Below are 20506 nucleotides of genomic sequence, written 5' to 3' on the forward strand. Positions count from 1 at the left end.
AATCATCTCCTGGGACATGCCGCAACGCTAACCAAATATTAGACAGCGAAAAACAGAAGTATAATCCAAATTTTCTCGCCGTCGATCCAAGTATCTTAATAACGAACACAATTCTATATCGTCATCAGCCGCTGAGCCAACACCGACCTACCCAACATGCGCGCACCTTTTTGCAAGCACATAAGAAGATTGGTCTTTTCAAGAAGATGCCGAATTTTCTCGTGCAAACCACCGATATTAGCATAATCTGCTTGCTTCATTTTCACATTCTGCAAATAATATTCTGAAAATACATTATCCCGGGCCATATAAAATATGACTTCAAGATCAGCTATGGCGTCAGATGATAATCTTTCGTTTATTTCATTGGTTATGTCGTTATATATCTTAGAAATTTTATTTTCATATTCCATGAACTTATCAAAAGACCACATCATCCCCAAATCTTCATCACCATTGTCACGTTCAGGCCGACATGGATGGATGCGACGCCACTGTTCGACAACCCATATCAATTCATCATCCGTAATATGAAGCAGATTGCTCTCAATGCCGACAATGGCAGACATTTCACGATTATTTCGAATTAAATTTATTGCATCCGACAACTTTCCACTACTTAATTGGAAGCGCGCCTTCACTTCCTCCTTCTGATCCTTAAAAGCTTGAGTCGACCAATCTTTGTACGGTGGTATCATGCGCGCGATCTCCAATAGATCACTCCGTGAGCACCGTCTAGTACAGGCCCCGGTTGCTAACTCGTTAACGAAATCCACGCTGCGATGCTTGAGATCTCTGAGAAGCCCCTCCAGGTCACGAAGGCTTTCCTGGATGAGTGTCAGATTGACTACCGAATATTTTGAAAGACTAGGCTCGTTGTTGCGATTGCGATGGTATCGCAGCTCCTGGCCATCGGCATCGATACGGGACACACTTTCAACGAATGGCTTCAGCCCGGCAATCACCGTCCGCAATTTCTCATCGCCGATATCCGCCTCATGCAGACGGTTCCAATAGGTACCAATGTCGTGATCCCGTCTAATTCCACTATTATTTAATACGGAGCACTCAACCAGACGATCTGTCGCGAACTTCAGCGCCAGCTCCATCGCGTGCCGCGCGTTATATAAGATGGGCAGCACCAGCGTATCCCGCTTGGCGAACAGCTTCTTCTCAATGATGGCATCGACAAGCTCAATCGCAGCCTCGATATAGCCATCGAGATAGTGCTCTTCTTCTCCCTGGCGACCGATGCAGGCATTCCATCTCCCATCGAAAACACGCCTGAAAAAAGGGTCATCTGCATAAGGATCGGGTTCGGTCATACGAAGCCATCATCCGGGTTGCACTGCGCCGAATCACAAAGGCGATAAAGTTATAGATTACTCTATGGCAAAATTACTAGAAAGCGATCGGGGAAAAATGGCGCACTCGACAGGATTCGAACCTGTGACCTCCGCCTTCGGAGGGCGGCGCTCTATCCAACTGAGCTACGAGTGCGTGGCCGGGGCGAACCTGCGGCGGACGGCGGGGGTGGCCCCCGGCGTCGAGGCCTGGACATTAGCCGAAGGCGGCGGCGGCGTAAAGTGTTTCGCGCGGGGTTTTGACAGGGGGTGAGGGCCGGGGGGACGCCGGTCAGGCCGCCGCCTCTCTGGCCGCGTCGGATTCGCGGGTCAGGCGCAGGAACAGGTCTTCCAGGTCGGGTTCGCGGGTGGTGATGTCGGCGACCGTCAGCCCCGCGGCGGTCACGGCGGCCAGCAGGCGGCCGACGGGGGTTTCGCTCGGGCGGAAGCGGAAGCAGACGGTGCCGGCCTCGGCATCGACCGCGGCGCCGAAGGCGGCGAGCGGTGCCGGCACCTGGCCCGGGGCCAGGGCCTCGGCCACCCGCACCACCAGTTCCTTGGCGTCCAGCTGCGAGAGCAGGGCGTCGGTGCGGTCGCAGGCGATCAGCCGGCCGTGATTGATGATCGCGATCCGGTCGCAGAGTTCCTGCGCCTCTTCCAGATAATGGGTGGTCAGCACCACCGTCGTGCCGGCGGCGTTCAGCTCGCGGACATAATCCCAGAGCTTGCGGCGCAGTTCGATATCGACACCCGCCGTCGGCTCGTCCAGCACCAGCACCGGCGGGTTGTGGACCATCGCCTTGGCGACCAGCAGCCGGCGGCGCATGCCGCCCGAAAGCGTGCGGGCATAGGCATCGGCCTTGTCGTCCAGCCCCACCGCCCTCAGCAGTTCCATGGTCCGGCGTTCGGATTTGGGAACGCCGTAAAACCCGGCCTGCAGCTCCAGCGCCTCGCGCGGGGTGAAGAAGGGGTCGAGCACCAGTTCCTGGGGCACGATGCCGATGGCCAGCCGGGCATCGCGCTGGCGGCGATCGAGATCGCGGCCCCAGATTTCCACCGTACCCGAGGTCTTGTGGACCATGCCCGCCAGAATGTTGATGAAGGTCGACTTGCCGGCGCCATTGGGGCCGAGCAGGGCGAACATCGATCCGCGCGGCACCTCGAGCGTCACCCCGTGCAGCGCGGTCTTGCCGCCGGCATAGGTCTTGCGCAGCTCGCGGGCCGAGATGGCGAGGTCGGGAGCGGTGGCAGAGGCGGTACGGGTCGGGGACATCGGCGGGGCTTTCCTGGCGGCGGTCACCGGCAGCCGGGCTTCAGGCCCGGCCGGAGGCCGCGGGACGCACTTGCGCATGGGCCGACCTTGGGTATCATCGGGCCACCGTCCGGTCAACGCCGGCCGGCCGGGCGGCGTCATCCGGGCGATGCGCGCGCCGGGCCAGGGCCCTGATCAGACCGGTCCCAAAACAGATATCGTGTTCAGGCGACATCCGAGGCGAGAAACATGGAACCCGTTGAGACCATCATCGTCGAGCAGACCCAGCTCGCATGCGACGGCGGCGTCGGCGCCCTCGGCCATCCGCGGGTCTTTCTGAACATGGAAGGCAAGGGCTATGTCGACTGCCCCTATTGCGGGCGTCACTATGTGCTGAAGCCCGGCGCCAAGGCCTCGCACGGCCACTGAGCCGGCACGGGCCCCGATTATCCGGGGCCCCCAGAGACATCCGGAACCCGGGTCGCCGCCGCGGCCCGGGTTCTTCGTGCTGGCGGCCATGGCCGGCAGGCCGGGGCCTTGTTCCGTGTCCGTTCGCGGATGGGTTCCGCGCGACTTTCGTGCCATACTGCCCGCCGCGATGACCGCGGCCTTCCTGTACCCAGACTTCCCGGAGCCGAGACGGTAGAGATGAGCGACCAGACCCCGAGCCCCCAGAGCCCCCTCTACCTCGTCGACGGATCGGGCTACATCTTCCGGGCCTTCCACGCCCTGCCGCCGCTGAACCGCCCCGACGGCACGCCGGTCAACGCGGTCTACGGCTTCTGTTCGATGCTGCTGAAGCTGATCGAGGATCTGAAGGCCGAACGGCTGGCGGTGATTTTCGATGCCGGCCGGCTGAGCTTCCGCAACGAGATCTACCCCGATTACAAGGCCCATCGCCCCGAGCCGCCGGAAGAGCTGGTCCCCCAGTTCCCGCTGATCCGCGACGCCACCCGCGCCTTCGCCCTGCCCTGCATCGAGCTGCCCGGCTTTGAGGCCGACGACCTGATCGCGAGCTATGCGAAAGCGGCGCGCGAGGCCGGCCAGGAGGTGGTGATCGTCTCGGCCGACAAGGACCTCATGCAGCTGATCCAGGACGGCGTGTCGCTGATGGATCCGATGAAGGCCAAGAAGATCGGCCTTGAAGAGGTGATGGCCAAATTCGGCGTCGCCCCCGACAAGGTGGTCGACGTTCAGGCGCTGGCGGGTGATTCCACCGACAACGTGCCGGGCGTGCCCGGCATCGGGGTCAAGACCGCCGCCCAGCTGATCGGCGAATATGGCGATCTGGACACGCTGCTCGCCCGCGCGGGTGAGATCAAGCAGCCCAAGCGTCGCCAGACCCTGATCGAAAATGCCGACAAGGCGCGGGTCTCTCGTGAGCTGGTCCGGCTGCGCGACGATGTCGACCTGCCCGATCCGCTGGACAGCCTGCATGTCGGCCAGATGAGCGCCGAGGTCGTGCTTTCCTTCCTGGAGCAGCAGGGCTTCACCTCGCTGGTGGCCAAGCTGCGGCCGCATCTGGGCGCCTCGAAACCCGCCCATGGCGGCAGCGCCGGCTCGGCTGCCGCGGCGGCGGCCGAGGATGTGCGTGCGGCGGTGCGCGATTACGAGCTGATCCAGGATGAACCCGCCCTCACCCGCTGGATCGAGATGGCGACCGAGGCGGGCATCGTCGGTTTCGACACCGAGACCACCAGCCTCGACGCCCATCGCGCCGTGCTGGTCGGCTTTTCGCTGGCGGTGGCGCCGGGCCGGGCCTGCTATGTGCCGCTTCGCCATGTGGCGCCCCGCAAGGCCCGGCAGGGTGCGCTCGATCTGGGGGCGGCCGGCGGCGAGGCCGGGGCGGATGAGGGGGCACCCGAGCAGATCCCGGTCGACCGGGCGATCACCCTGCTCCGCCCGCTGCTGGAAGCGCCGGGCGTGCTGAAGGTCGGCCAGAACATCAAATACGACATGATCGTCATGGCGCGCGAAGGCATCGAGATCGCGCCGATCGACGACACCATGGTCATGTCCTACGCGCTCGACGGCACCCGCCACGGCCATGGCATGGACGAACTGGCCCAGATCCATCTGGGGGTGACGCCGATTTCCTATGACGAGGTCACCGGCAAGGGCCGCGACCGGATCGGCTTCGACGAGGTGCCGCTGGACCGCGCCCGCGACTATGCCGCCGAGGACGCCGACGTCACGCTGAACCTGCACCGGCTGCTGAAACCCCGCCTCGGCCCCGAAGGCGTGCGGGCGCTGTACGAGCGCACCGACCGGGCGCTGGTGCCGGTGCTGGCGCGGATGGAACGGCGCGGCATCCGCATCGACCGCGACATGCTGGGCAAGGCCTCGCGGGAATTCGCCGACGGCATGGCGGCACTGGAAACGCGCATCCACGAACTGGCCGGCGAGAGTTTCAACGTCGGCAGCCCCAAGCAGCTGGGCGAGATTCTGTTCGACAAGCTGAGCCTGCCCGGGGGCAAGAAGGGCAAGACCGGCGCCTATGCCACCGGCGCCGACATCCTGCAGAAGCTGGCCGCCGACGGCCATGAACTGCCGGCAAAGGTGCTGGACTGGCGTCAGCTCGCCAAGCTCAAGAACACCTATGCCGATGCGCTGGCCGAGGCGGTGAACCCGGAAACCGGCCGCATCCACACCAGCTTCGCACTGACCGTCACCACCACCGGCCGGCTGTCGTCGAACGACCCCAATCTTCAGAACATTCCCGTGCGCACCGAGGAAGGCCGGCGGATCCGCCGCGCCTTCGTGCCCGAGGCGGGCCATGTGCTGATGTCGGCCGACTACAGCCAGATCGAGCTGCGCCTGCTGGCCGACATCGCCAACATCCAGGCCCTGCGCCAGGCCTTCCGCGAGGGCATCGACATCCATGCGCTGACCGCCTCTCAGGTCTTCGGCGTGCCGGTGCAGGGGATGGATCCGATCACCCGCCGGCGGGCCAAGGCGATCAATTTCGGCATCATCTACGGCATCAGCGCCTTCGGTCTGGCCCAGCAGCTGGACATCCCGCAATCCGAGGCCAAGCGCTATATCGAGGCCTATTTCGAGCGCTATCCCGGCATCCGCGACTATATGGAACGGGCCAAGGCCGATGCCCGCGCCCATGGCTTCGTGACCACGATCTTCGGCCGCAAATGCTGGACGCCCGACATCGCCGCCAAGAACCCGGCGCTCAGGGCCTTTGCCGAACGCGCCGCGATCAACGCGCCGCTTCAGGGGTCGGCCGCCGATATCGTCCGGCTCGCCATGGTGGCGCTGGATGAGGCGCTGGAGGCAAGCCCGCTCGGCGCGCGCATGCTGCTCCAGGTCCATGACGAAATCCTGCTGGAGGTGCCCGAGGCCGAGGTCGAAGAGACCGCCGCCCTGGTCAAGCGGGTGATGGAAGATGTGGTGTCGCGGCCGGTGCCCTATGTCGTCGAGGTCGGCACCGGGCTCGACTGGGATGCCGCACATTGACGGCGATGCCTGCAGACAGCGGAGCCGTCGAGGCGGTCGCCCCCGGCCGGATCCGGCTGCCGGCCGGCATCGATCTGGTCACCGCCTTCGCGGGCCTCGCAGCCCATGGCGATGACGGGCTGGTGCGGCTCGACGGTGACCGGCTCTATACGATCGAGCGGATCGAACGCGCGCCGGTGGCGGTGGAAACCATCCTCACCGCCGATGCCCGGGGCGATTTGCAGGTGACGGTGGAAACCGGCGCCGTCGACCTGCTGGAGATCGCGACCCGCGCCATGGCCGCCCGTCTGCATCTGCCGGGTGCGGCCTTCGCGGCGCTCGCCACCGAGGATCCGGTGATCGGCCGGATCGCCGCCGCCCAGGGGGTGCGCCCCACCCTGCTCTACCCCGAGCCGATGGTGGTGATGCTGCGCACGATCAGCGCCCAGCTGGTCAACCTCGCCTGGGCCGCGACCACCCGCCGTCGCCTGGCCGAGGCCTTCGGCATCCGCCGGCCGGTGGGCAGCGGCTGGGTGATCGATATCGATCCGGCCCGGATCGCGGCGATCGACCCCGACGACATCAAGGCCCTGCAGTTCACCGGCGCCAAGGCCCGGGCGATCGTGAGCGTGGCCCGGGCGATCGTCGACGGCCGGCTGGATGCAGCCGCCATGGCCGCGGCCGACACGCCGGAAATCCGCCGCCGGCTGACCGCCATCCCGGGCATCGGCGACTGGACCGCAGACTGGGTTCTGGCCCGCGGCCTGGGCCGGCCGGTGGTGGCGACCGGCGATCTGGGCGTGCGCAAGGCGGTGGCCCGCGCCTATCACGATGCCGAAATCATTTCCGCCGCCGAGGTCGCCCGCACCACCGCCCATTGGGGGGAAGCCGCCCTCGACGCCCAGACGCTGCTGCTCTCCACCCTGGGTGCCGCCGGGGCCGAGGGCGCCACCCCGCGGCTTGCCCGCAAGCGGGCCGCCGCCACCCCGCCGGAGGAGAAACGCCCATGAGCGGCCGCATCCACCGCTACACCGCCGAAACCGTCTGGACCGGCGATACCGGCCAGGGCACCGCCGGCTATCGCAGCTATTCCCGCGATCACGACCTCAAGATCGCGGGCAAGCCGGTCATCGCCGGCTCTTCGGACCCGGCCTTCCGCGGCGACACGACGCGCCACAACCCGGAAGACCTGCTGGTCGCCTCGGCCTCTGCCTGCCACATGCTCTGGTATCTGCATCTGGCCAGCACCCGGGGCATCGTCGTGCGCAGCTATACCGATACCGCCGAGGGCGAGATGACCGAACGCGCCGATGGCGGCGGCGCCTTCACCCGCATCCGGCTCAGGCCGCGGGTGACCATTTCCGCCGGCGATCCGGCCGTGGCGCAGTCCCTGCATGGCGAAGCGCATCATCTCTGCTTCATCGCCAACAGCCTCAACTGCCCGATCGAGATCGAGGATACGGTCGAGGTCGTCAGCGCCTGAGCACGAGCCGAGCCCTCTTGCGGAGCACGTCTTGAAGATCCGGATCGATATCGACAGTCTGCTCGACGAGATCGCCCCTTCGATCGTCAGCCGGGGTGAGCGCTACCACCACGATGGCCGCGTGACCATCCTCGACGCCGATCCGCACCGGGTGCTGGCCAGGGTGGAGGGCACGGAGCCCTACATCACCCGCCTGTTCATCGACCGGGATGGCCATGTCGATGGCGACTGCAGCTGCCCGGCCTATGAAAATTACGGGCCGTGCAAGCATATGGTCGCGGTGGGGCTGACCATCCTGAAGACGGGGCTTCAGCCCGATCCCGAGATCGCCCGGACCCGGGCGCGGATCCGCACCCATCTGAAAAGCCTGGACGTCGACACCCTGGTGGGAATCGTGCTCGACTGCGCGCTTACCGATCCGGAGCTTTATCGCAGGCTCGATCTGACCGCCTTGCCTGGCGATGAGAGTGACGACGACGCCTTCACGCGCCTCGCCAGGGCGATCGACGCTGCGCTGCCCGACGTGGAGGATGATGGCTGGCTCGATGCGGATATGGCCGAGGGCTGGACACTCTCGATCGACCCGATCCTGACCGCCCTGCTGACAATGATCGAGACCGGCCGCGCTGAGCTGGCCCGACGCCTGATCGATCATATCCGGGCCGCCGCCTGCCGGCTGATTATCGGCATGGATGGCGACAACACGCCGGTCATCGAGCTGTTCTCCAGGTTGGACCAGCTGCATCTGGCCGCCTGCCGGGCAGCACCGCCACCGCCCCTCACGCTGGCGGAGCGGCTTTTCGCACGCGATATCATCGCACCGGAAGAGATCGGCAGCCGTACGATCGCGGATTACACAGATCTCCTCGGACCCGAAGGCCTTGCGAGCTGGCGCCGGCTGGTCTTCGATGCCTGGGCTGCCGAACCGGTGATTGCACCCAGGCCTGATAGTGGCACGTTCCCGGAGGTATCGGCGCGGCGCCTCGCGCTGGCGCGGATCATGGACCAGATCGCGGAGGCTGATGGCGATGTCGAGGCCCGGATTGCCATCCGGGCCAGAACCCTGACCTCACCCGCCGACTATCGGAAACTGGTGGAGTTCTGCCTGGAAGCCGACCGGCCCGATGCTGCCCGGCACTGGCTGGACGAGGGGATCTGGCTGTTTGAGGGCAGGAAGCAACTGGTCCGGGATCTGATCATTCTCAAGACCAGGCTGGAGACGCCGGCCAAGGCGCCGTCCCCCCCTGCGGATACGGAGATCCGGGCACGTACGGATCGGATCGAAGCGCTGATCGCGACCGGGGGCAGGCCGGCCTATGAACAGGCCTGCCAGCTGCTGAAGCAGCTGGCAGCGCTGAGGAGTCCCGCCGCGCATGCAACGCATCTGGACGAGATCAGACGGCGCTATCGCAGCCGTCGGGTACTGATGAGCCTGCTCGACGCCTGAACCGCCTCAGCCGCCGTAGATCTGCCCCTGCGCGACAGAGATCCAGTCGATGCCGGCACCGCCGGTCACGCGCTCCAGTGCCGTGTCGTCGATCGCGCCGTCGGGGCCGACCGCATCCCGCGCCGCCTCGATCCGCGCCAGCACCTCGGGGGCCAGGGCAAAGCCGTGGGCATCGGCCGCCGCGGTCAGCAGGGCGTCGCGGGCGGCCGGCGTCGCCGCATCGGCCAGGGCCGCCGCAAGCCCCGGATCAGCGGCAAGCAGATCGACGAGAAGACGGGCGCTGTCATCGGACATGGGGGCGTTCCTGCAAGCTGGGTTGCGACCCGACGGGGCTGCCCGGCGGGGGCCGCCGGGGCATGGGCGTCGGCTGATGGCATCCTAGCATCATGCATGGCGCCCGGCCGCCAGACGCGACCGGCCGGTCGACATTCGTCAACCGGCCGGGAAAGCTCGTGGGGCAAAAGCTCGTGGGGCAGGATCGCAGGCGACGGCGATCAATGGATCGTCGCCGGCACCATCTCGTGCTGCAGGATGGCGCCGATCGCAGAGGCGCTGTCGGCCATCACGGCGACGCGTTCACCGCTTGCTGAAAATACGCCGAACATCACGCCGCCGGCAGTGGTCACCGGGCGAACATAGGCCACCTGCTCAAGCCCCAGCGCCGCGAAGGCTTCGGGGGTCATCCGGCGGATGGCGGCGCGGGCCGCCTCGGCCACATCGGCAGGGGAACGGGTCGTCTCTTCCAGGTTGAAGCGGGGCATGGGATCAGCCTCCTTCGTCCGCGGCCGTGCCGGGCACCGGATCGGTCGCCCTGTCGCCCGCGATGGGTCCACGTCTCTTGGGGATAAGCGGTCAGCGCTCGTCGAGCAGGCTGCCCGACTGGCGTCCGTCCGGCTGGGTCTTGCGGATCGAGATCGTCCGCACCGAGGATTGCGGCAGCGGTTGCTCCAGATCTATATGAAGCAGGCCGTTGTCCAGCGAGGCGTCCATCACCTGGATGCCGTCGGCGAGCAGGAAGGTGCGCTGGAACTGCCGGGCCGCGATGCCGCGATGGATGAACTCCCGGCCGTCATTGGCGTCGTCGTGCTGCCGCCCGCGGATCACCAGCTGGTTGTCTTCCAGCGTGACCGTCAGGTCGTCCATGGTGAAACCCGCAACCGCAAGCGTGATGCGCAGCCGCCGCTCGCCGAGTTTCTCGATGTTGTAGGGCGGGTATCCGTCGGAGCCGGTCTTGGCCAGACGGTCCAGCATGCGCTCCATGTGGTCGAAGCCCAGCATCATCGGGTGATTGAAAGCGGTGAACCGCGACATCCCTGACATCTCCTCCGCGACAGACGAGCGAGATCCGGATCCGGCTGCCGTGGCGGCGACCTCCTTGGGGAGCATCCACCGCGCCCGGCCGGCGCGCCGGCAGGTCCGTCCGACGGGTGGTCTCCGGTCGCTTTCTCCGCCCGCATTCCGGGCCGGAGACGGCGTTCACCGGCCGTTCCATCGGTTATCTGGAGATAGGGAAGCCGAGAGGTCCGTTCAAGACCGGGCAGGCCCGGCCCGGGGCAGGCGACACGCGCCCCCTGGGCAACAACCACCCCAGGGCAACAACGAAAAAGCCCGGTACCGAAGCACCGGGCTTTTTCGAAGATGGTGGAGCCAAGGGGAGTCGAACCCCTGACCTCTTGAATGCCATTCAAGCGCTCTCCCAACTGAGCTATGGCCCCGAAACCTGTCTGATGCCGTTGGCTGCGTGCGACCGGGATCCCGATTTCCGCTGCCCTGCGCCGTTTGGGGCGGCGCGCCGTGCGTCAGCGGAGCGGAACATAGTGGCCGCGGCCGGGCTTGGCAAGCGGTTTTTTTCACGCCACCGTCATCTTCGACGACGGCGGCAGGAACTGCGACGCAAGCCCCTGTTTTTATTCAAGAACTGTCGTCTGAAACCGAAACCGGCGCCCCTGGGTCGAGGGGCGCCGGTCGCGGGATCAGTTCTCGTCGTCCTCGTCGCCGAGACGGACGTCACCGACGTCGTCGTCTCCCAGCTCCGAGGCATCTTCGATGCCGACATCATCCTCGTCGTCATCGTCGAAGGCTTCGTCGAAGCCTTCCTCGTCGACATCCTCCACCTCTGCCGGCACGGCCTTGGCCTTGCGGGCCTGGGCCGCACGCTCACGGGCCAGCTCGTCGGCCTCCCGTGCAGCGCGGCGGGAACGGGTCTCTTCGATCTGCGGCTGCTCGGCACCGCATTTGGGGCATGTCACCGGCGTGCGGCGCATATCGTAGAAGCGCGCACCGCAGCTGCGGCAGGTGTGCTTCTGCCCCCACTCCTCCTTCGCCACGCGACCACCCTTGATAGCTGTTGGACGTGTACAGGAACGAATTCACGGGAACGGGTCGCCGGCACAAGGGGCCGGCCATGGTGATGACGCAATCCGGTGCGCCACCCCGTCGGCTGCGTTTGCCACGAAGCGCCGGGGCTGTCAAACCGCTAAATGCGTCCGGGCAGGGTTGCATCGCCGACATCGCCATTCCGTGGGGGGCCTGCGATGATGCACAGGGGCCCATGCTGTGATAGACCAGCCCCGAACCTTTCCCGCTTCCGCCCCGCCTTTCCGGACAAGGGCCCCGTCATGACCCATGCCGCGCCACATCCCGCCACCGCCCGCCTCTCCCGCGGGCTTTCGGGCGACGTCACCGTCCCCGGCGACAAGTCGATCTCGCATCGGGCGCTGATGCTGTCGGCGCTGGCGGTGGGGCGCTCCACCGTCGACGGCCTGCTGGAAGGCGAAGACGTGCTCGCGACCGCGGCCGCGATGCGCGCGCTCGGCGCCGGCATCACCCGCGAAGAGACCGCCGGTCCCGACGGCGCGCCGGCCATCCGCTGGGTGATCGACGGCGTGGGTGTCGGCGGCCTGGCCGAACCGGCCGATGTGCTCGACATGGGCAATTCGGGCACGGCGGCGCGGCTGCTGATGGGCCTGCTCGCCACCCATCCGCTGGTGGCGGTGATGACCGGCGATGCCAGTCTGCGCAAGCGGCCCATGGCCCGGGTCGCCACCCCGCTCGAAAAAATGGGCGCGAAGATCGTCACCCGCGCCGGCGGCCGTCTGCCGGCCACCGTCATCGGCACCCGCAGCCCGGTGCCGATCCGCTACCGCCTGCCGGTGCCCTCGGCCCAGGTGAAGTCGGCCATCCTGCTGGCCGGGCTCAACACCCCCGGCCGGACCGTGGTGGTGGAACCGGAAGCGACGCGCGACCACACCGAACGCATGCTGGGGGCCATGGGCGCCCGGATCACGGTCGAAACCGAAGCCGACGGCGCCCGGGTCATCACCCTCGACGGCCAGCCGGAGCTCAGCGCCCGCGACATGACGGTGCCGGGCGATCCGTCCTCGGCCGCCTTCCCGCTGGTCGCGGGGCTGATCACCGAAGGCTCGGCCGTCACCGTGCGCAATGTCTGCCTCAACCCCGGCCGGGACGGGCTGATCCGCACCCTGGCCGAGATGGGCGCCGATCTGACGGTCACCGATCCGCGTGATGTGGGCGGCGAGCCGGTGGGCGATCTGGTGGCGCGCTCTTCCGCGCTCAGGGCCGTGACCGTGCCGGCGGATCGCGCGCCGTCGATGATCGACGAATTCCCGGTGCTCGCCGCCGCCGCCGCCACTGCCCACGGCACCAGCCGTTTCGAGGGGCTGGCGGAACTCAGGGTGAAGGAAAGCGACCGGCTGCAGGCGGTGGCAGACGGCCTGGCCCGTGCCGGCGTCACCGTGCGCACCGGCGAGGACTGGCTGGAAGTAGACGGCTGCGGCGGCCCGGTTCCGGGCGGCACCGACGCGGTCGTCACGCATCTGGACCATCGCATCGCCATGGCCTTCCTGGTGCTGGGCCTGGCTGCACGCAACGGCATGGTGGTCGACGACGATCGGATGATCGCCACCAGCTTCCCCGGCTTCCGCGCCCTGATGACCGGGCTCGGTTGCGACATCACCGATCTCTGAGCCTGCCGGAGCCCGCCGCGCATCATGACCCAGACCCTCATCCATCCGCCGGTGATCGCCATCGACGGCCCGGCCGCAGCCGGCAAGGGCACGCTCGCCCGCAGGCTCGCCGCCGAACTGGGGCTGCGCCATCTCGACACCGGCATGATCTATCGGGCGGCGGCAAGCCGGCTGCTCGCCGGCGGCGGCGATCCGGACGACCCGGCCGCGGCCGCCCTGGCGGCACAGACCCTTGGTGCCGACGATCTCGTCCGCACCGATCTGCGGGCCGAGCGCACCGGCGAAACCGCGTCGAAAATCGCGGCACTCGGCCCCGTCCGTGCCGCCCTGCTCGACTTCCAGCGCAGCTTCGGCCGCACCGCTCCGGGCGCCGTGCTCGACGGCCGCGACATCGGCACCGTGGTCTTTCCCGACGCGCGCGCGAAGATCTTCGTGACCGCCTCGCCCGAAGCGCGTGCACTCAGGCGACACGAAGAGTTGCGGGGCAAGGGGGTTGCCAGTATATTCGCCGACGTTCTGGAAGAGATGCGGCTGCGAGACCGTCGCGACCGGGAACGAGCGGTGGCCCCGCTGCGTCCCGCGGACGACGCGGTCATCCTCGACACCACCGACATGTCGGCGGACGAGGTTTTCGCGGCAGCGCTCGCGCATGTCACCAGCCGGCTCTGACCGGCCGGGGCAGGGCACGGGCCGGATCGTCACCGGATCGAGGTTTCGCCGGTCGTCGCCCACCCCCACCCGGGGGAGGAGCGGCGTTTCGGCGCATTGACGACTGAAGCCCGCGGCGGCCGGACGGCCGGGCGTCGCGATCCTGTAAACCAGCAACCGGCGGGGATGCCCGCCGTATCCGAACCCCCGTCGGTCGGAACCCGCCCCACCCGGCAGCGCCGGTCAAGGAACCGCGGCGTTCAGACGTCCACGACGGCCCCGACCCGAAGCGGCAGGATCCGCAACGGCCGGAGCCTCGGCGGGTGCCGGAGCCTCTCCCCAGGCCAGCCACCGACGCCCGGATGGCCCTGGAGCCGAGGTTCCCCGGCAGGACGGGTGGAGAGGTAGGAGAACCCATGATCAACACCAGCCCCGCGCCCGAGAAGGACGTCATGTCGGACGAGAATTTCGAAGCCCTGCTGGCCGACAGCTTCATTGCCCAGGATGGCCTGGAGGGAAGCGTCGTTAAGGGTCGGATCACCGCCATCGAGGGCGACCAGGTCCTCATCGACGTCGGCCTGAAGTCCGACGGGCGCATCGCGCTCAAGGAATTCGCCCAGCCCGGTCAGGAGACCGAGCTTGCGGTCGGCGACGAGGTCGAGGTCTATATCGACCGGATGGAGAACGCCCAGGGCGAGGTCGTCATCAGCCGCGAGCGTGCGCGCCGCGAAGAGGCCTGGACCCAGCTCGAGCAGGCGTTCAAGAACGCCGAGCGCGTCAACGGCGTGATCTTCGGGCGCGTGAAGGGCGGCTGCACCGTCGACCTTCAGGGTGCCGTGGCCTTCCTGCCGGGCAGCCAGATCGACATCCGTCCGGTGCGTGACATCACGCCCCTGATCGGCACGACCCAGCCCTTCCAGATCCTCAAGATGGACAAGCGCCGCGGCAATATCGTCGTCTCGCGCCGTGCCGTCCTCGAGGAGAGCCGCGCCGAAGCCCGCAAGGAACTGATCGAGAACCTCAAGGAAGGTCAGATCCTGGAAGGCGTGGTCAAGAACATCACCGATTACGGTGCGTTCGTGGACCTGGGTGGCGTCGACGGCCTGCTGCACGTCACCGACATCTCCTGGCGCCGCATCAACCACCCGACCGAAGCCCTGACCATCGGTCAGTCGGTCCGCGTGGTGGTGACCCGCTTCAACCGCGAGACCCAGCGTATCAGCCTCGGCATGAAGCAGCTCGAGGCGGATCCGTGGGAAGGCGTCGAGGTGAAGTACCCGGTGGGCGTGAAGTTCGCCGGTCGCGTCACCAACATCACCGACTACGGTGCCTTCGTGGAGCTGGAGCCGGGCGTCGAGGGTCTGGTCCATGTCTCCGAGATGAGCTGGACCAAGAAGAACGTGCACCCGGGCAAGATCGTTTCGACCTCGCAGGAGATCGAAGTGATGGTGCTCGACGTCGACTCGCAGAAGCGCCGCATCAGCCTGGGCCTGAAGCAGGTTGCCGACAACCCGTGGGAGACCTTCCTGGATCGTCACCCGGTGGGTTCGGCGATCGAGGGCGAGGTCAAGAACATCACCGAGTTCGGTCTGTTCGTTGGTCTCGACGGCGACATCGACGGCCTGGTGCACCTGTCGGATCTCGACTGGAGCCGCCCCGGCGAAGAGGCGCTCAAGGACTTCCGCAAGGGCGACATGGTCAAGGCCGTGGTGCTGGATGTGGACGTCGAGAAGGAGCGCATCTCCCTCGGCATCAAGCAGCTCGACAAGGATCCCTTCACCGAGGCGACCCAGGACCTGCGTCGCGGCCAGACCGTCACCTGCACGGTCACCAAGGTCGTCGAGAATGGTCTGGAGATCTCCACGGCCGATGGCGCCAAGGGCTTCATCCGCAAGTCGGAAATCGCCCGTGACCGCCAGGATCAGCGTACCGACCGCTACAGCGAGGGCGACAAGTTCGACGCCCTGATCACCAACATCGACCGGTCGAGCCGCAAGCTCACCCTGTCGATCAAGGCGCTGGAGATGGCGGAAGAGAAGAAGGCCATGGCCGAGTTCGGTTCGTCCGACAGCGGCGCCAGCCTCGGCGACATCCTGGGTGCCGCGCTCCGCGAGCGCGAGCGGACCCAGGCGGACGATTGATCCGATCCCGCGCCCCGGGCATCTGCCCGGCGGATCGATGAGCGTCCTGCGGCCGGCCCGGAGCAATCCGGGCCGGCCGCAGCCGTTTCAGGGGGCAGATCTGTCGGCGACGACAGCTGCCGTCACAGGATTGACATCAATCCATATTATATAAGTCTCCACATCATTAATTTTCTCTATGTGGAGACAATCCCATGTCGGATCCCCGCCGCCCTCGTGATGCCGCCGCCCGACTGGACGAGATCTTCGGCATCTTCGCGGCCCGCGGCGACGACAGCTATGGCGAAGCGGTGAGCCAGATCGAGCATGCCGTCCAGTCCGCCGAGATTGCCGAGGCGCAGGGCGCCGCCGAGACGCTGATCGCCGCGGCCCTGCTGCATGACATCGGCCACATGATCCACCGCGATGCCGCAGCCGCCTTTCATGACGGCCGGGACGACGCCCATGAACGCCTGGCCGGCAAATATCTGGCCGGGCTGTTTCCGCCGGCGGTGATCCGGCCGATCGAGATGCATGTGGACGCCAAGCGCTGCCTGGTCACCACCGAACCCGCCTATGCCGCCGCCCTCTCCCCCGTCTCGCGCCGGACCCTGGAGCTGCAGGGCGGCCCGATGACCGGGGCCGAGGCCGCGGCTTTCCTGGCCGATCCTCATGCCGCCGACGCCATTGCGCTGCGGCGTATCGACGAAGCGGCCAAGATCGAGGGTGCCGGCCGCGACGGCGTCGCGCGTTTCCGGCCGCTGCTGGAACGGCTGGCCCTCGGCCTCTGACCCCATCCGGGCAACGCCCTGTCTCCGACCAATACCCTGTCCGGGAGCGACACCGATGGCCCGCAATGTTCTGCTGATCATGGTCGACCAGTGGCGCTGGGATCTCTCTCCCGGCCTCGGCAATCCGCTGGTCGCGACACCGGCGCTCGACCGGCTGGCCGCGCGCGGCGCGGTCTTCACCCGCCATTTCGCCCAGAGCGCGCCCTGCGGGCCGGCCCGGGCGAGTTTCGCCAGCGGCCAGTATGTCTTCAACCACCGGGTCTTCGCCAATCCGGTGCCGATGGCGGCGGGGCGCCGGCTGTTGCAGCACCATCTGCGCACCGCCGGCATCACCCCCTATATGATCGGCTACACCACGGCCGTGCCGGATCCACGCGGCCGCGATCCGCAGGAGCCGGTCTTCCACGGCCCCTCGGTCGCCGAAGGCTGGCAGATCCTGCGCGAGATGGACGAGGACAAGGCGCGCTATACCGCCTGGGCCCGCGGTCAGGGGGCCGATCTCGATCCCGACTATGATGCCGGCTTCGCGCATCATCTCCGCGCCGGTGCGCCGGTCGAAACCTCTCCCCAGCCCGACGGGCTGCATGACAGCCGCTGGCTGGCCGATGCGGCGATCGCGTTCCTCGATACCGCACCCGAGCGGCCCTGGCTGCTGCATCTGGGCTTCTACCGGCCGCATCCGCCGCTGGCGGCACTCGCCCGCCACCTGGCCCGGGTGCCCGACGCCCCGCCGCTGCCGCCGATCGACGCCGCCGCCGAGGATGCGATCCACCCCCTGGCCGCCCTGTTCCGCCGGGTGGTGCCGGCATCGATCGCCCATCCGGGCCTGGACGGCCCTGCATCCGCCCTGCCCGCCGCCACGGTCGCCGCCCTGCGCAAGGCCTATCTGGCCCTGCTGGCCGAAGTCGACGACGAGGTCGGCCGGGTGCTGGCGGCGCTGGAGCGGAGCGGGCGCGGCCAGGACACCCTGGTCGTGTTCATGTCCGATCATGGGGAGCAATGGGGCGAACATGGCCTGTTCGGCAAGCGCGCCATCCACCAGGCCTCGTTCCGGGTGCCGCTGATCATCGCCGACCCGCGGCCGAGCGCCGATCCGACCCGCGGCGGGCGGATCCACGCCATCACCGAACATGTCGACCTGCTGCCGACCCTGCTCGACTGGTTCGGCATCGCCGCCCCTCCGCAATGCGACGGCCGTTCGCTGCTGGGCCTGATCGCCGGCGGTCGCCCGTCGGACTGGCGGGATGCCGCGGTCTACGAGCATGACTTCCGCGACAAGCTGCCCGGCCCGGTTCCGGGCCTCGCCCGCTCGCCGCATGAGGCACAATTCACCGCCATCCAGGACGAGCGCTGGGCCTATCTGCACTTCCCCGATGCGGATCCCGTGCTCTTCGACCTTGAGGCAGACCCCGGCCAGACCCGCAATCTTGCCGCCGACCCCGCCTTCACCCCGGTCGTCCACCGCATGATGCGCCGCCTGCTCGACCACCGCATCCGCCACGCCGACCGCACCCTCTCCGAGGCCCGCGCGGCACCGGGCGGGATGATCGGGCGGTGGTAGCTATCAGGCGGTGCTAACGGGCCTCCCGGTCCGACGTAACACGCCCTCTGCGAGTGCCAGAAACGCCGCCACCACCCCGATCCCGGCAAGCTCGGGCAGGCAGGACAGGCGGACATCGGCTGCCAGAAGTTCGGCGGCCGGGCCGGCGGCGGTCAGGGGGCGGTGGGCCAGGCGGGGGTCGTGGCCGGTCTCGCCGTCGAAAACGATGCCATAGCCGAGGCCGGCGGCGGTCGCCTCGCGGATCATCTCGCGGCTGCCCAGGCTGGCCGCCAGGCGGGGGGACAGGCCGATCGCCTCGGCGGCGCGCAGGAAGACCTGACGGGTGACCGAACTCGGCTCGCGCAGCAGCACCGGCAGCCCCGCCAGGGCATCCAGCGGCAGCGGGTCGCCGGACCGGGCAAGAGGATCCGCCGCCGGCACCAGCAGCGCCAGGCGCTGGCGCCCCAGCACCACCCCCGCCAGCCGCGGATCGGGCTCGATATGGCTGGCGGCGATCAGGTCCACCCGGCAGGCCAGGACATCCTCGATCAGCTGACCGGTATTACCGGTGGACAGCCGAAGCTCCACCGCCGGATGGGCGTCGGCGAAGCGCTTGGCCAGCCCCATGATCGTCGCCGGCGTGCTGAGCCCCAGGCGCACCAGCCCGCCCGCCATGGCCGGATCAGAGGCGACCGCCGCCTCGGTGCGGTCCATCAGCAGCATCACCGCCCGGACATGGGCCAGCAGCCTTTCCCCCGCCTCGGTGGGCACGGCCCCCTGGCCGCGGCGCAGAAACAGGCGCACGCCCAACTCCGCCTCCAGCCCGCGGATCTGCACCGTCACCGCCGGCTGGGTCACCCCCAGCGATTTGGCCGCCGCCGAGAAACCGCCCTCCACCGCAACGGCGTGGAAGGCGCGCATCTGGTTGAAGTTCATGCTGCGGGCTCCGACTGCATACGTCCGAATCCATAAATCATCTTCATAAGCATGTCATAGGACATGCGTAGAGTTTATGACGAAGGCGGCATCCAGACCGCTCCGACCGGGCCGATCCCTTCCTTCCCGCCATCCCGAGGAACCAGCACCATGACCACCCTCCGTCTGCGCGCGGGCCTCGCCGGCCTTGTGGCGCTCACCGTCGCAGGTGTCGCTGCCCCGGCCATGGCCCGGGTCGAGTTCGACCTCTGGCATGCCCATTCCCCCGACATCACGCTCGGCAAGACCATCGCCCGCTATGCCGCAGAGTTCAACGCCGCACAGAGCGACTACCAGGTCAATGCGGTGTTCAAGGGCAGCTATGACGATGTGATCAACGGCGCCATCGCCGCCGCCCGGGCCGGCAAGGCGCCGGCGATCGTGCAGGTCCATGCGCCGGCAGCCCCCACCGTGATCTATTCCCGGGCGGCGAAGCCGGTCGACGAGGTGATGGCGGAAGCCGGTATCCGGGTCGACTGGAGCCGCTATATCCAGCCGGTCATCGCCGCCTATCAGGAAGGTGGCCACCAGATCGGCATGCCCTTCAACACCTCTACCCCGCTGATGTGGATGAACCGCGACCTGATGTCGAAGGCGGGGGTCGAGGCCGTGCCCACCACCTGGGACGAGCTGGAGGCCGCCGCCGTCAGGCTGAAGGCCGCCGGGGTGGACTGCCCGGTCGTGCCCTCCTGGCAGGAATGGACGCTGATCAAGAACTACGCCTTCATCCAGGACATCCCCGTCGCCACCCCGGCCAACGGCATGGAAGGACCGGGGGCACGCCTCACCGTCAACGACCCGCGCATGGTCGCCCATCTCGACCGGCTGCAACGCTGGGTGAAGGACGGGCTGATGAGCTATCAGGGCCGCCAGTGGACCGGCGCCCACGAAGCCTTCTACGCCCAGCGCTGCGCGATCATGCTGGAAAGCTCGGCCGGGTATGGCGGGATCTCGCAGAAGGCCAAATTCGATTTCGCCGCGGCCATGCTGCCGGTGGAGTCCGGGACCACGGATCCGAAAAACAGCTTCATCGGTGGTGCCGGGCTGTTCGTGATGAACGGCCAGACGCCCGAGGTCTACAGGGGTGTGGCCGCCTTCCTCGCCTTCCTGGCCGAGACCCCGCGCCAGGTGGACTGGCACAAGGTCTCGGGCTATGTCCCGATCACGCTGGATGCCTACGAGGCCGCCAAGGCCGAAGGCTATTACCAGAAATTCCCCCATCAGGAACTGGCCATCCTGCAGCTGACCCGCGGCACCCCCACGCCCAACACCCGCGGCATCCGCCTCGGCTATCTGGTTCAGATCGACGAGATCCTGAACGAGGAGCTGGAAAACATCTGGTCGATGAAGAAGACCTCCGGCCAGGCCATGGATGATGCGGTCCGCCGGGCCAACCCGCTGCTGGAGCGCTTCGAGCGCACCATCGGTCAGTAATACCACGGGGCTGCATGCCTTACTGGCCGGGCGGACTCCT

The 20506-nt window shown here is 67.3% G+C and carries 18 protein-coding genes and 2 tRNA genes; 11 read left to right on the top strand and 9 right to left on the bottom strand.

Features of this window, described 5'->3' with window-relative positions; all coding sequences use genetic code 11:
* Window positions 1-113: 113 nt before the first annotated feature.
* The 3 genes from WI697_RS00550 to WI697_RS00560 all read right to left on the bottom strand — a co-directional run bounded on the left by WI697_RS00550 (window position 114) and on the right by WI697_RS00560 (window position 2616).
* On the bottom strand, window positions 114-1325 hold the full coding sequence (locus WI697_RS00550; protein ID WP_345957046.1) for a hypothetical protein: 1212 nt from the start codon (window positions 1323-1325) through the stop codon (window positions 114-116).
* 98 nt (window positions 1326-1423) lie between these two features.
* A tRNA-Arg gene (locus WI697_RS00555) sits at window positions 1424-1500 on the bottom strand.
* Window positions 1501-1635: 135 nt separating this feature from the next.
* Window positions 1636-2616 carry an ABC transporter ATP-binding protein gene (locus WI697_RS00560; protein ID WP_062770594.1) on the bottom strand — a complete coding sequence of 327 codons (981 nt, stop codon included), beginning with the start codon at window positions 2614-2616 and terminating at the stop codon, window positions 1636-1638.
* Between the two features lie 228 nt (window positions 2617-2844).
* Between WI697_RS00560 and WI697_RS00565 the strand changes: the two genes are divergently transcribed.
* From WI697_RS00565 to WI697_RS00585, 5 genes are all read left to right on the top strand, one after another.
* Window positions 2845-3024 (top strand): zinc-finger domain-containing protein, encoded by a 180-nt coding sequence (locus WI697_RS00565; RefSeq protein WP_014746725.1) that lies wholly within the window; start codon window positions 2845-2847, stop codon window positions 3022-3024.
* A 219-nt stretch (window positions 3025-3243) separates the two neighbouring features.
* The gene (gene polA, locus WI697_RS00570) at window positions 3244-6063 is read left to right on the top strand and encodes a DNA polymerase I (protein WP_345957047.1); all 2820 of its coding nucleotides are present in this window, start codon (window positions 3244-3246) and stop codon (window positions 6061-6063) included.
* Between the two features lie 5 nt (window positions 6064-6068).
* Window positions 6069-7052: a DNA-3-methyladenine glycosylase family protein gene (locus WI697_RS00575; protein WP_345957048.1), complete on the top strand. Its 984-nt coding sequence runs from the start codon at window positions 6069-6071 to the stop codon at window positions 7050-7052.
* The gene (locus tag WI697_RS00580; protein WP_345957049.1) at window positions 7049-7525 is read left to right on the top strand and encodes an OsmC family protein; all 477 of its coding nucleotides are present in this window, start codon (window positions 7049-7051) and stop codon (window positions 7523-7525) included. The genes WI697_RS00575 and WI697_RS00580 overlap by 4 nt, the downstream gene beginning before the upstream one ends.
* A gap of 31 nt (window positions 7526-7556) precedes the next feature.
* Window positions 7557-8972 (top strand): SWIM zinc finger family protein, encoded by a 1416-nt coding sequence (locus tag WI697_RS00585; protein WP_345957050.1) that lies wholly within the window; start codon window positions 7557-7559, stop codon window positions 8970-8972.
* Between the two features lie 6 nt (window positions 8973-8978).
* Here the strand turns inward: WI697_RS00585 and WI697_RS00590 are convergent, their stop codons facing one another.
* From WI697_RS00590 to WI697_RS00610, 5 genes are all read right to left on the bottom strand, one after another.
* Window positions 8979-9266: a hypothetical protein gene (locus WI697_RS00590; RefSeq protein ID WP_062770579.1), complete on the bottom strand. Its 288-nt coding sequence runs from the start codon at window positions 9264-9266 to the stop codon at window positions 8979-8981.
* A 200-nt stretch (window positions 9267-9466) separates the two neighbouring features.
* On the bottom strand, window positions 9467-9733 hold the full coding sequence (locus WI697_RS00595; protein ID WP_014746731.1) for a DUF1150 family protein: 267 nt from the start codon (window positions 9731-9733) through the stop codon (window positions 9467-9469).
* Window positions 9734-9824: 91 nt separating this feature from the next.
* Entirely contained in the window at window positions 9825-10283 is a 459-nt protein-coding gene (locus WI697_RS00600; RefSeq protein WP_014746732.1) for an Hsp20 family protein, read from the bottom strand.
* Between the two features lie 328 nt (window positions 10284-10611).
* A tRNA-Ala gene (locus WI697_RS00605) sits at window positions 10612-10687 on the bottom strand.
* Window positions 10688-10945: 258 nt separating this feature from the next.
* On the bottom strand, window positions 10946-11299 hold the full coding sequence (locus WI697_RS00610) for a TIGR02300 family protein (RefSeq protein WP_062770576.1): 354 nt from the start codon (window positions 11297-11299) through the stop codon (window positions 10946-10948).
* 291 nt (window positions 11300-11590) lie between these two features.
* Between WI697_RS00610 and aroA the strand changes: the two genes are divergently transcribed.
* The 5 genes from aroA to WI697_RS00635 all read left to right on the top strand — a co-directional run bounded on the left by aroA (window position 11591) and on the right by WI697_RS00635 (window position 18078).
* Window positions 11591-12958: a 3-phosphoshikimate 1-carboxyvinyltransferase gene (aroA, locus tag WI697_RS00615; protein ID WP_345957051.1), complete on the top strand. Its 1368-nt coding sequence runs from the start codon at window positions 11591-11593 to the stop codon at window positions 12956-12958.
* Between the two features lie 24 nt (window positions 12959-12982).
* Window positions 12983-13627, top strand: coding sequence for a (d)CMP kinase (gene cmk, locus WI697_RS00620; RefSeq protein WP_062770570.1), 645 nt, complete (start codon window positions 12983-12985; stop codon window positions 13625-13627).
* A 395-nt stretch (window positions 13628-14022) separates the two neighbouring features.
* Window positions 14023-15747, top strand: a complete 1725-nt coding sequence (gene rpsA / locus WI697_RS00625) for a 30S ribosomal protein S1 (protein ID WP_014746736.1) — start codon at window positions 14023-14025, stop codon at window positions 15745-15747.
* 194 nt (window positions 15748-15941) lie between these two features.
* Complete coding sequence (locus WI697_RS00630; protein ID WP_062770567.1) at window positions 15942-16517, top strand: phosphonate degradation HD-domain oxygenase; 576 nt, start codon at window positions 15942-15944, stop codon at window positions 16515-16517.
* A gap of 55 nt (window positions 16518-16572) precedes the next feature.
* Window positions 16573-18078 (top strand): alkaline phosphatase family protein, encoded by a 1506-nt coding sequence (locus WI697_RS00635; protein ID WP_345957052.1) that lies wholly within the window; start codon window positions 16573-16575, stop codon window positions 18076-18078.
* Window positions 18079-18081: 3 nt separating this feature from the next.
* Here WI697_RS00635 and WI697_RS00640 read toward each other — a convergent pair whose 3' ends face one another.
* Window positions 18082-18993 carry a LysR substrate-binding domain-containing protein gene (locus WI697_RS00640; protein ID WP_345957053.1) on the bottom strand — a complete coding sequence of 304 codons (912 nt, stop codon included), beginning with the start codon at window positions 18991-18993 and terminating at the stop codon, window positions 18082-18084.
* Between the two features lie 150 nt (window positions 18994-19143).
* Here WI697_RS00640 and WI697_RS00645 point away from each other — a divergent pair, with 150 nt between their 5' ends.
* On the top strand, window positions 19144-20466 hold the full coding sequence (locus WI697_RS00645) for an extracellular solute-binding protein (RefSeq protein ID WP_345957054.1): 1323 nt from the start codon (window positions 19144-19146) through the stop codon (window positions 20464-20466).
* Window positions 20467-20506 lie beyond the last annotated feature (40 nt).

Origin of the sequence: Tistrella mobilis (assembly GCF_039634785.1) — a bacterium.
In the GTDB taxonomy this organism is placed as follows: Bacteria; Pseudomonadota; Alphaproteobacteria; order Tistrellales; family Tistrellaceae; genus Tistrella; species Tistrella mobilis.

Excerpts from the sequence above, each read along its gene's own strand:
- WI697_RS00580 (WP_345957049.1), top strand. The coding sequence starts at position 7,049 with ATGAGCGGCCGCATCCACCGCTACACCGCCGAAACCGTCTGGACCGGC.
- cmk (WP_062770570.1), top strand. The coding sequence starts at position 12,983 with ATGACCCAGACCCTCATCCATCCGCCGGTGATCGCCATCGACGGCCCG.
- aroA (WP_345957051.1), top strand. The coding sequence starts at position 11,591 with ATGACCCATGCCGCGCCACATCCCGCCACCGCCCGCCTCTCCCGCGGG.
- rpsA (WP_014746736.1), top strand. The coding sequence starts at position 14,023 with ATGATCAACACCAGCCCCGCGCCCGAGAAGGACGTCATGTCGGACGAG.
- WI697_RS00645 (WP_345957054.1), top strand. The coding sequence starts at position 19,144 with ATGACCACCCTCCGTCTGCGCGCGGGCCTCGCCGGCCTTGTGGCGCTC.
- WI697_RS00550 (WP_345957046.1), bottom strand. The coding sequence starts at position 1,325 with ATGACCGAACCCGATCCTTATGCAGATGACCCTTTTTTCAGGCGTGTT.
- WI697_RS00565 (WP_014746725.1), top strand. The coding sequence starts at position 2,845 with ATGGAACCCGTTGAGACCATCATCGTCGAGCAGACCCAGCTCGCATGC.
- WI697_RS00590 (WP_062770579.1), bottom strand. The coding sequence starts at position 9,266 with ATGTCCGATGACAGCGCCCGTCTTCTCGTCGATCTGCTTGCCGCTGAT.
- WI697_RS00600 (WP_014746732.1), bottom strand. The coding sequence starts at position 10,283 with ATGTCGCGGTTCACCGCTTTCAATCACCCGATGATGCTGGGCTTCGAC.
- WI697_RS00560 (WP_062770594.1), bottom strand. The coding sequence starts at position 2,616 with ATGTCCCCGACCCGTACCGCCTCTGCCACCGCTCCCGACCTCGCCATC.
- WI697_RS00635 (WP_345957052.1), top strand. The coding sequence starts at position 16,573 with ATGGCCCGCAATGTTCTGCTGATCATGGTCGACCAGTGGCGCTGGGAT.
- WI697_RS00595 (WP_014746731.1), bottom strand. The coding sequence starts at position 9,733 with ATGCCCCGCTTCAACCTGGAAGAGACGACCCGTTCCCCTGCCGATGTG.
- WI697_RS00575 (WP_345957048.1), top strand. The coding sequence starts at position 6,069 with ATGCCTGCAGACAGCGGAGCCGTCGAGGCGGTCGCCCCCGGCCGGATC.
- polA (WP_345957047.1), top strand. The coding sequence starts at position 3,244 with ATGAGCGACCAGACCCCGAGCCCCCAGAGCCCCCTCTACCTCGTCGAC.
- WI697_RS00640 (WP_345957053.1), bottom strand. The coding sequence starts at position 18,993 with ATGAACTTCAACCAGATGCGCGCCTTCCACGCCGTTGCGGTGGAGGGC.
- WI697_RS00630 (WP_062770567.1), top strand. The coding sequence starts at position 15,942 with ATGTCGGATCCCCGCCGCCCTCGTGATGCCGCCGCCCGACTGGACGAG.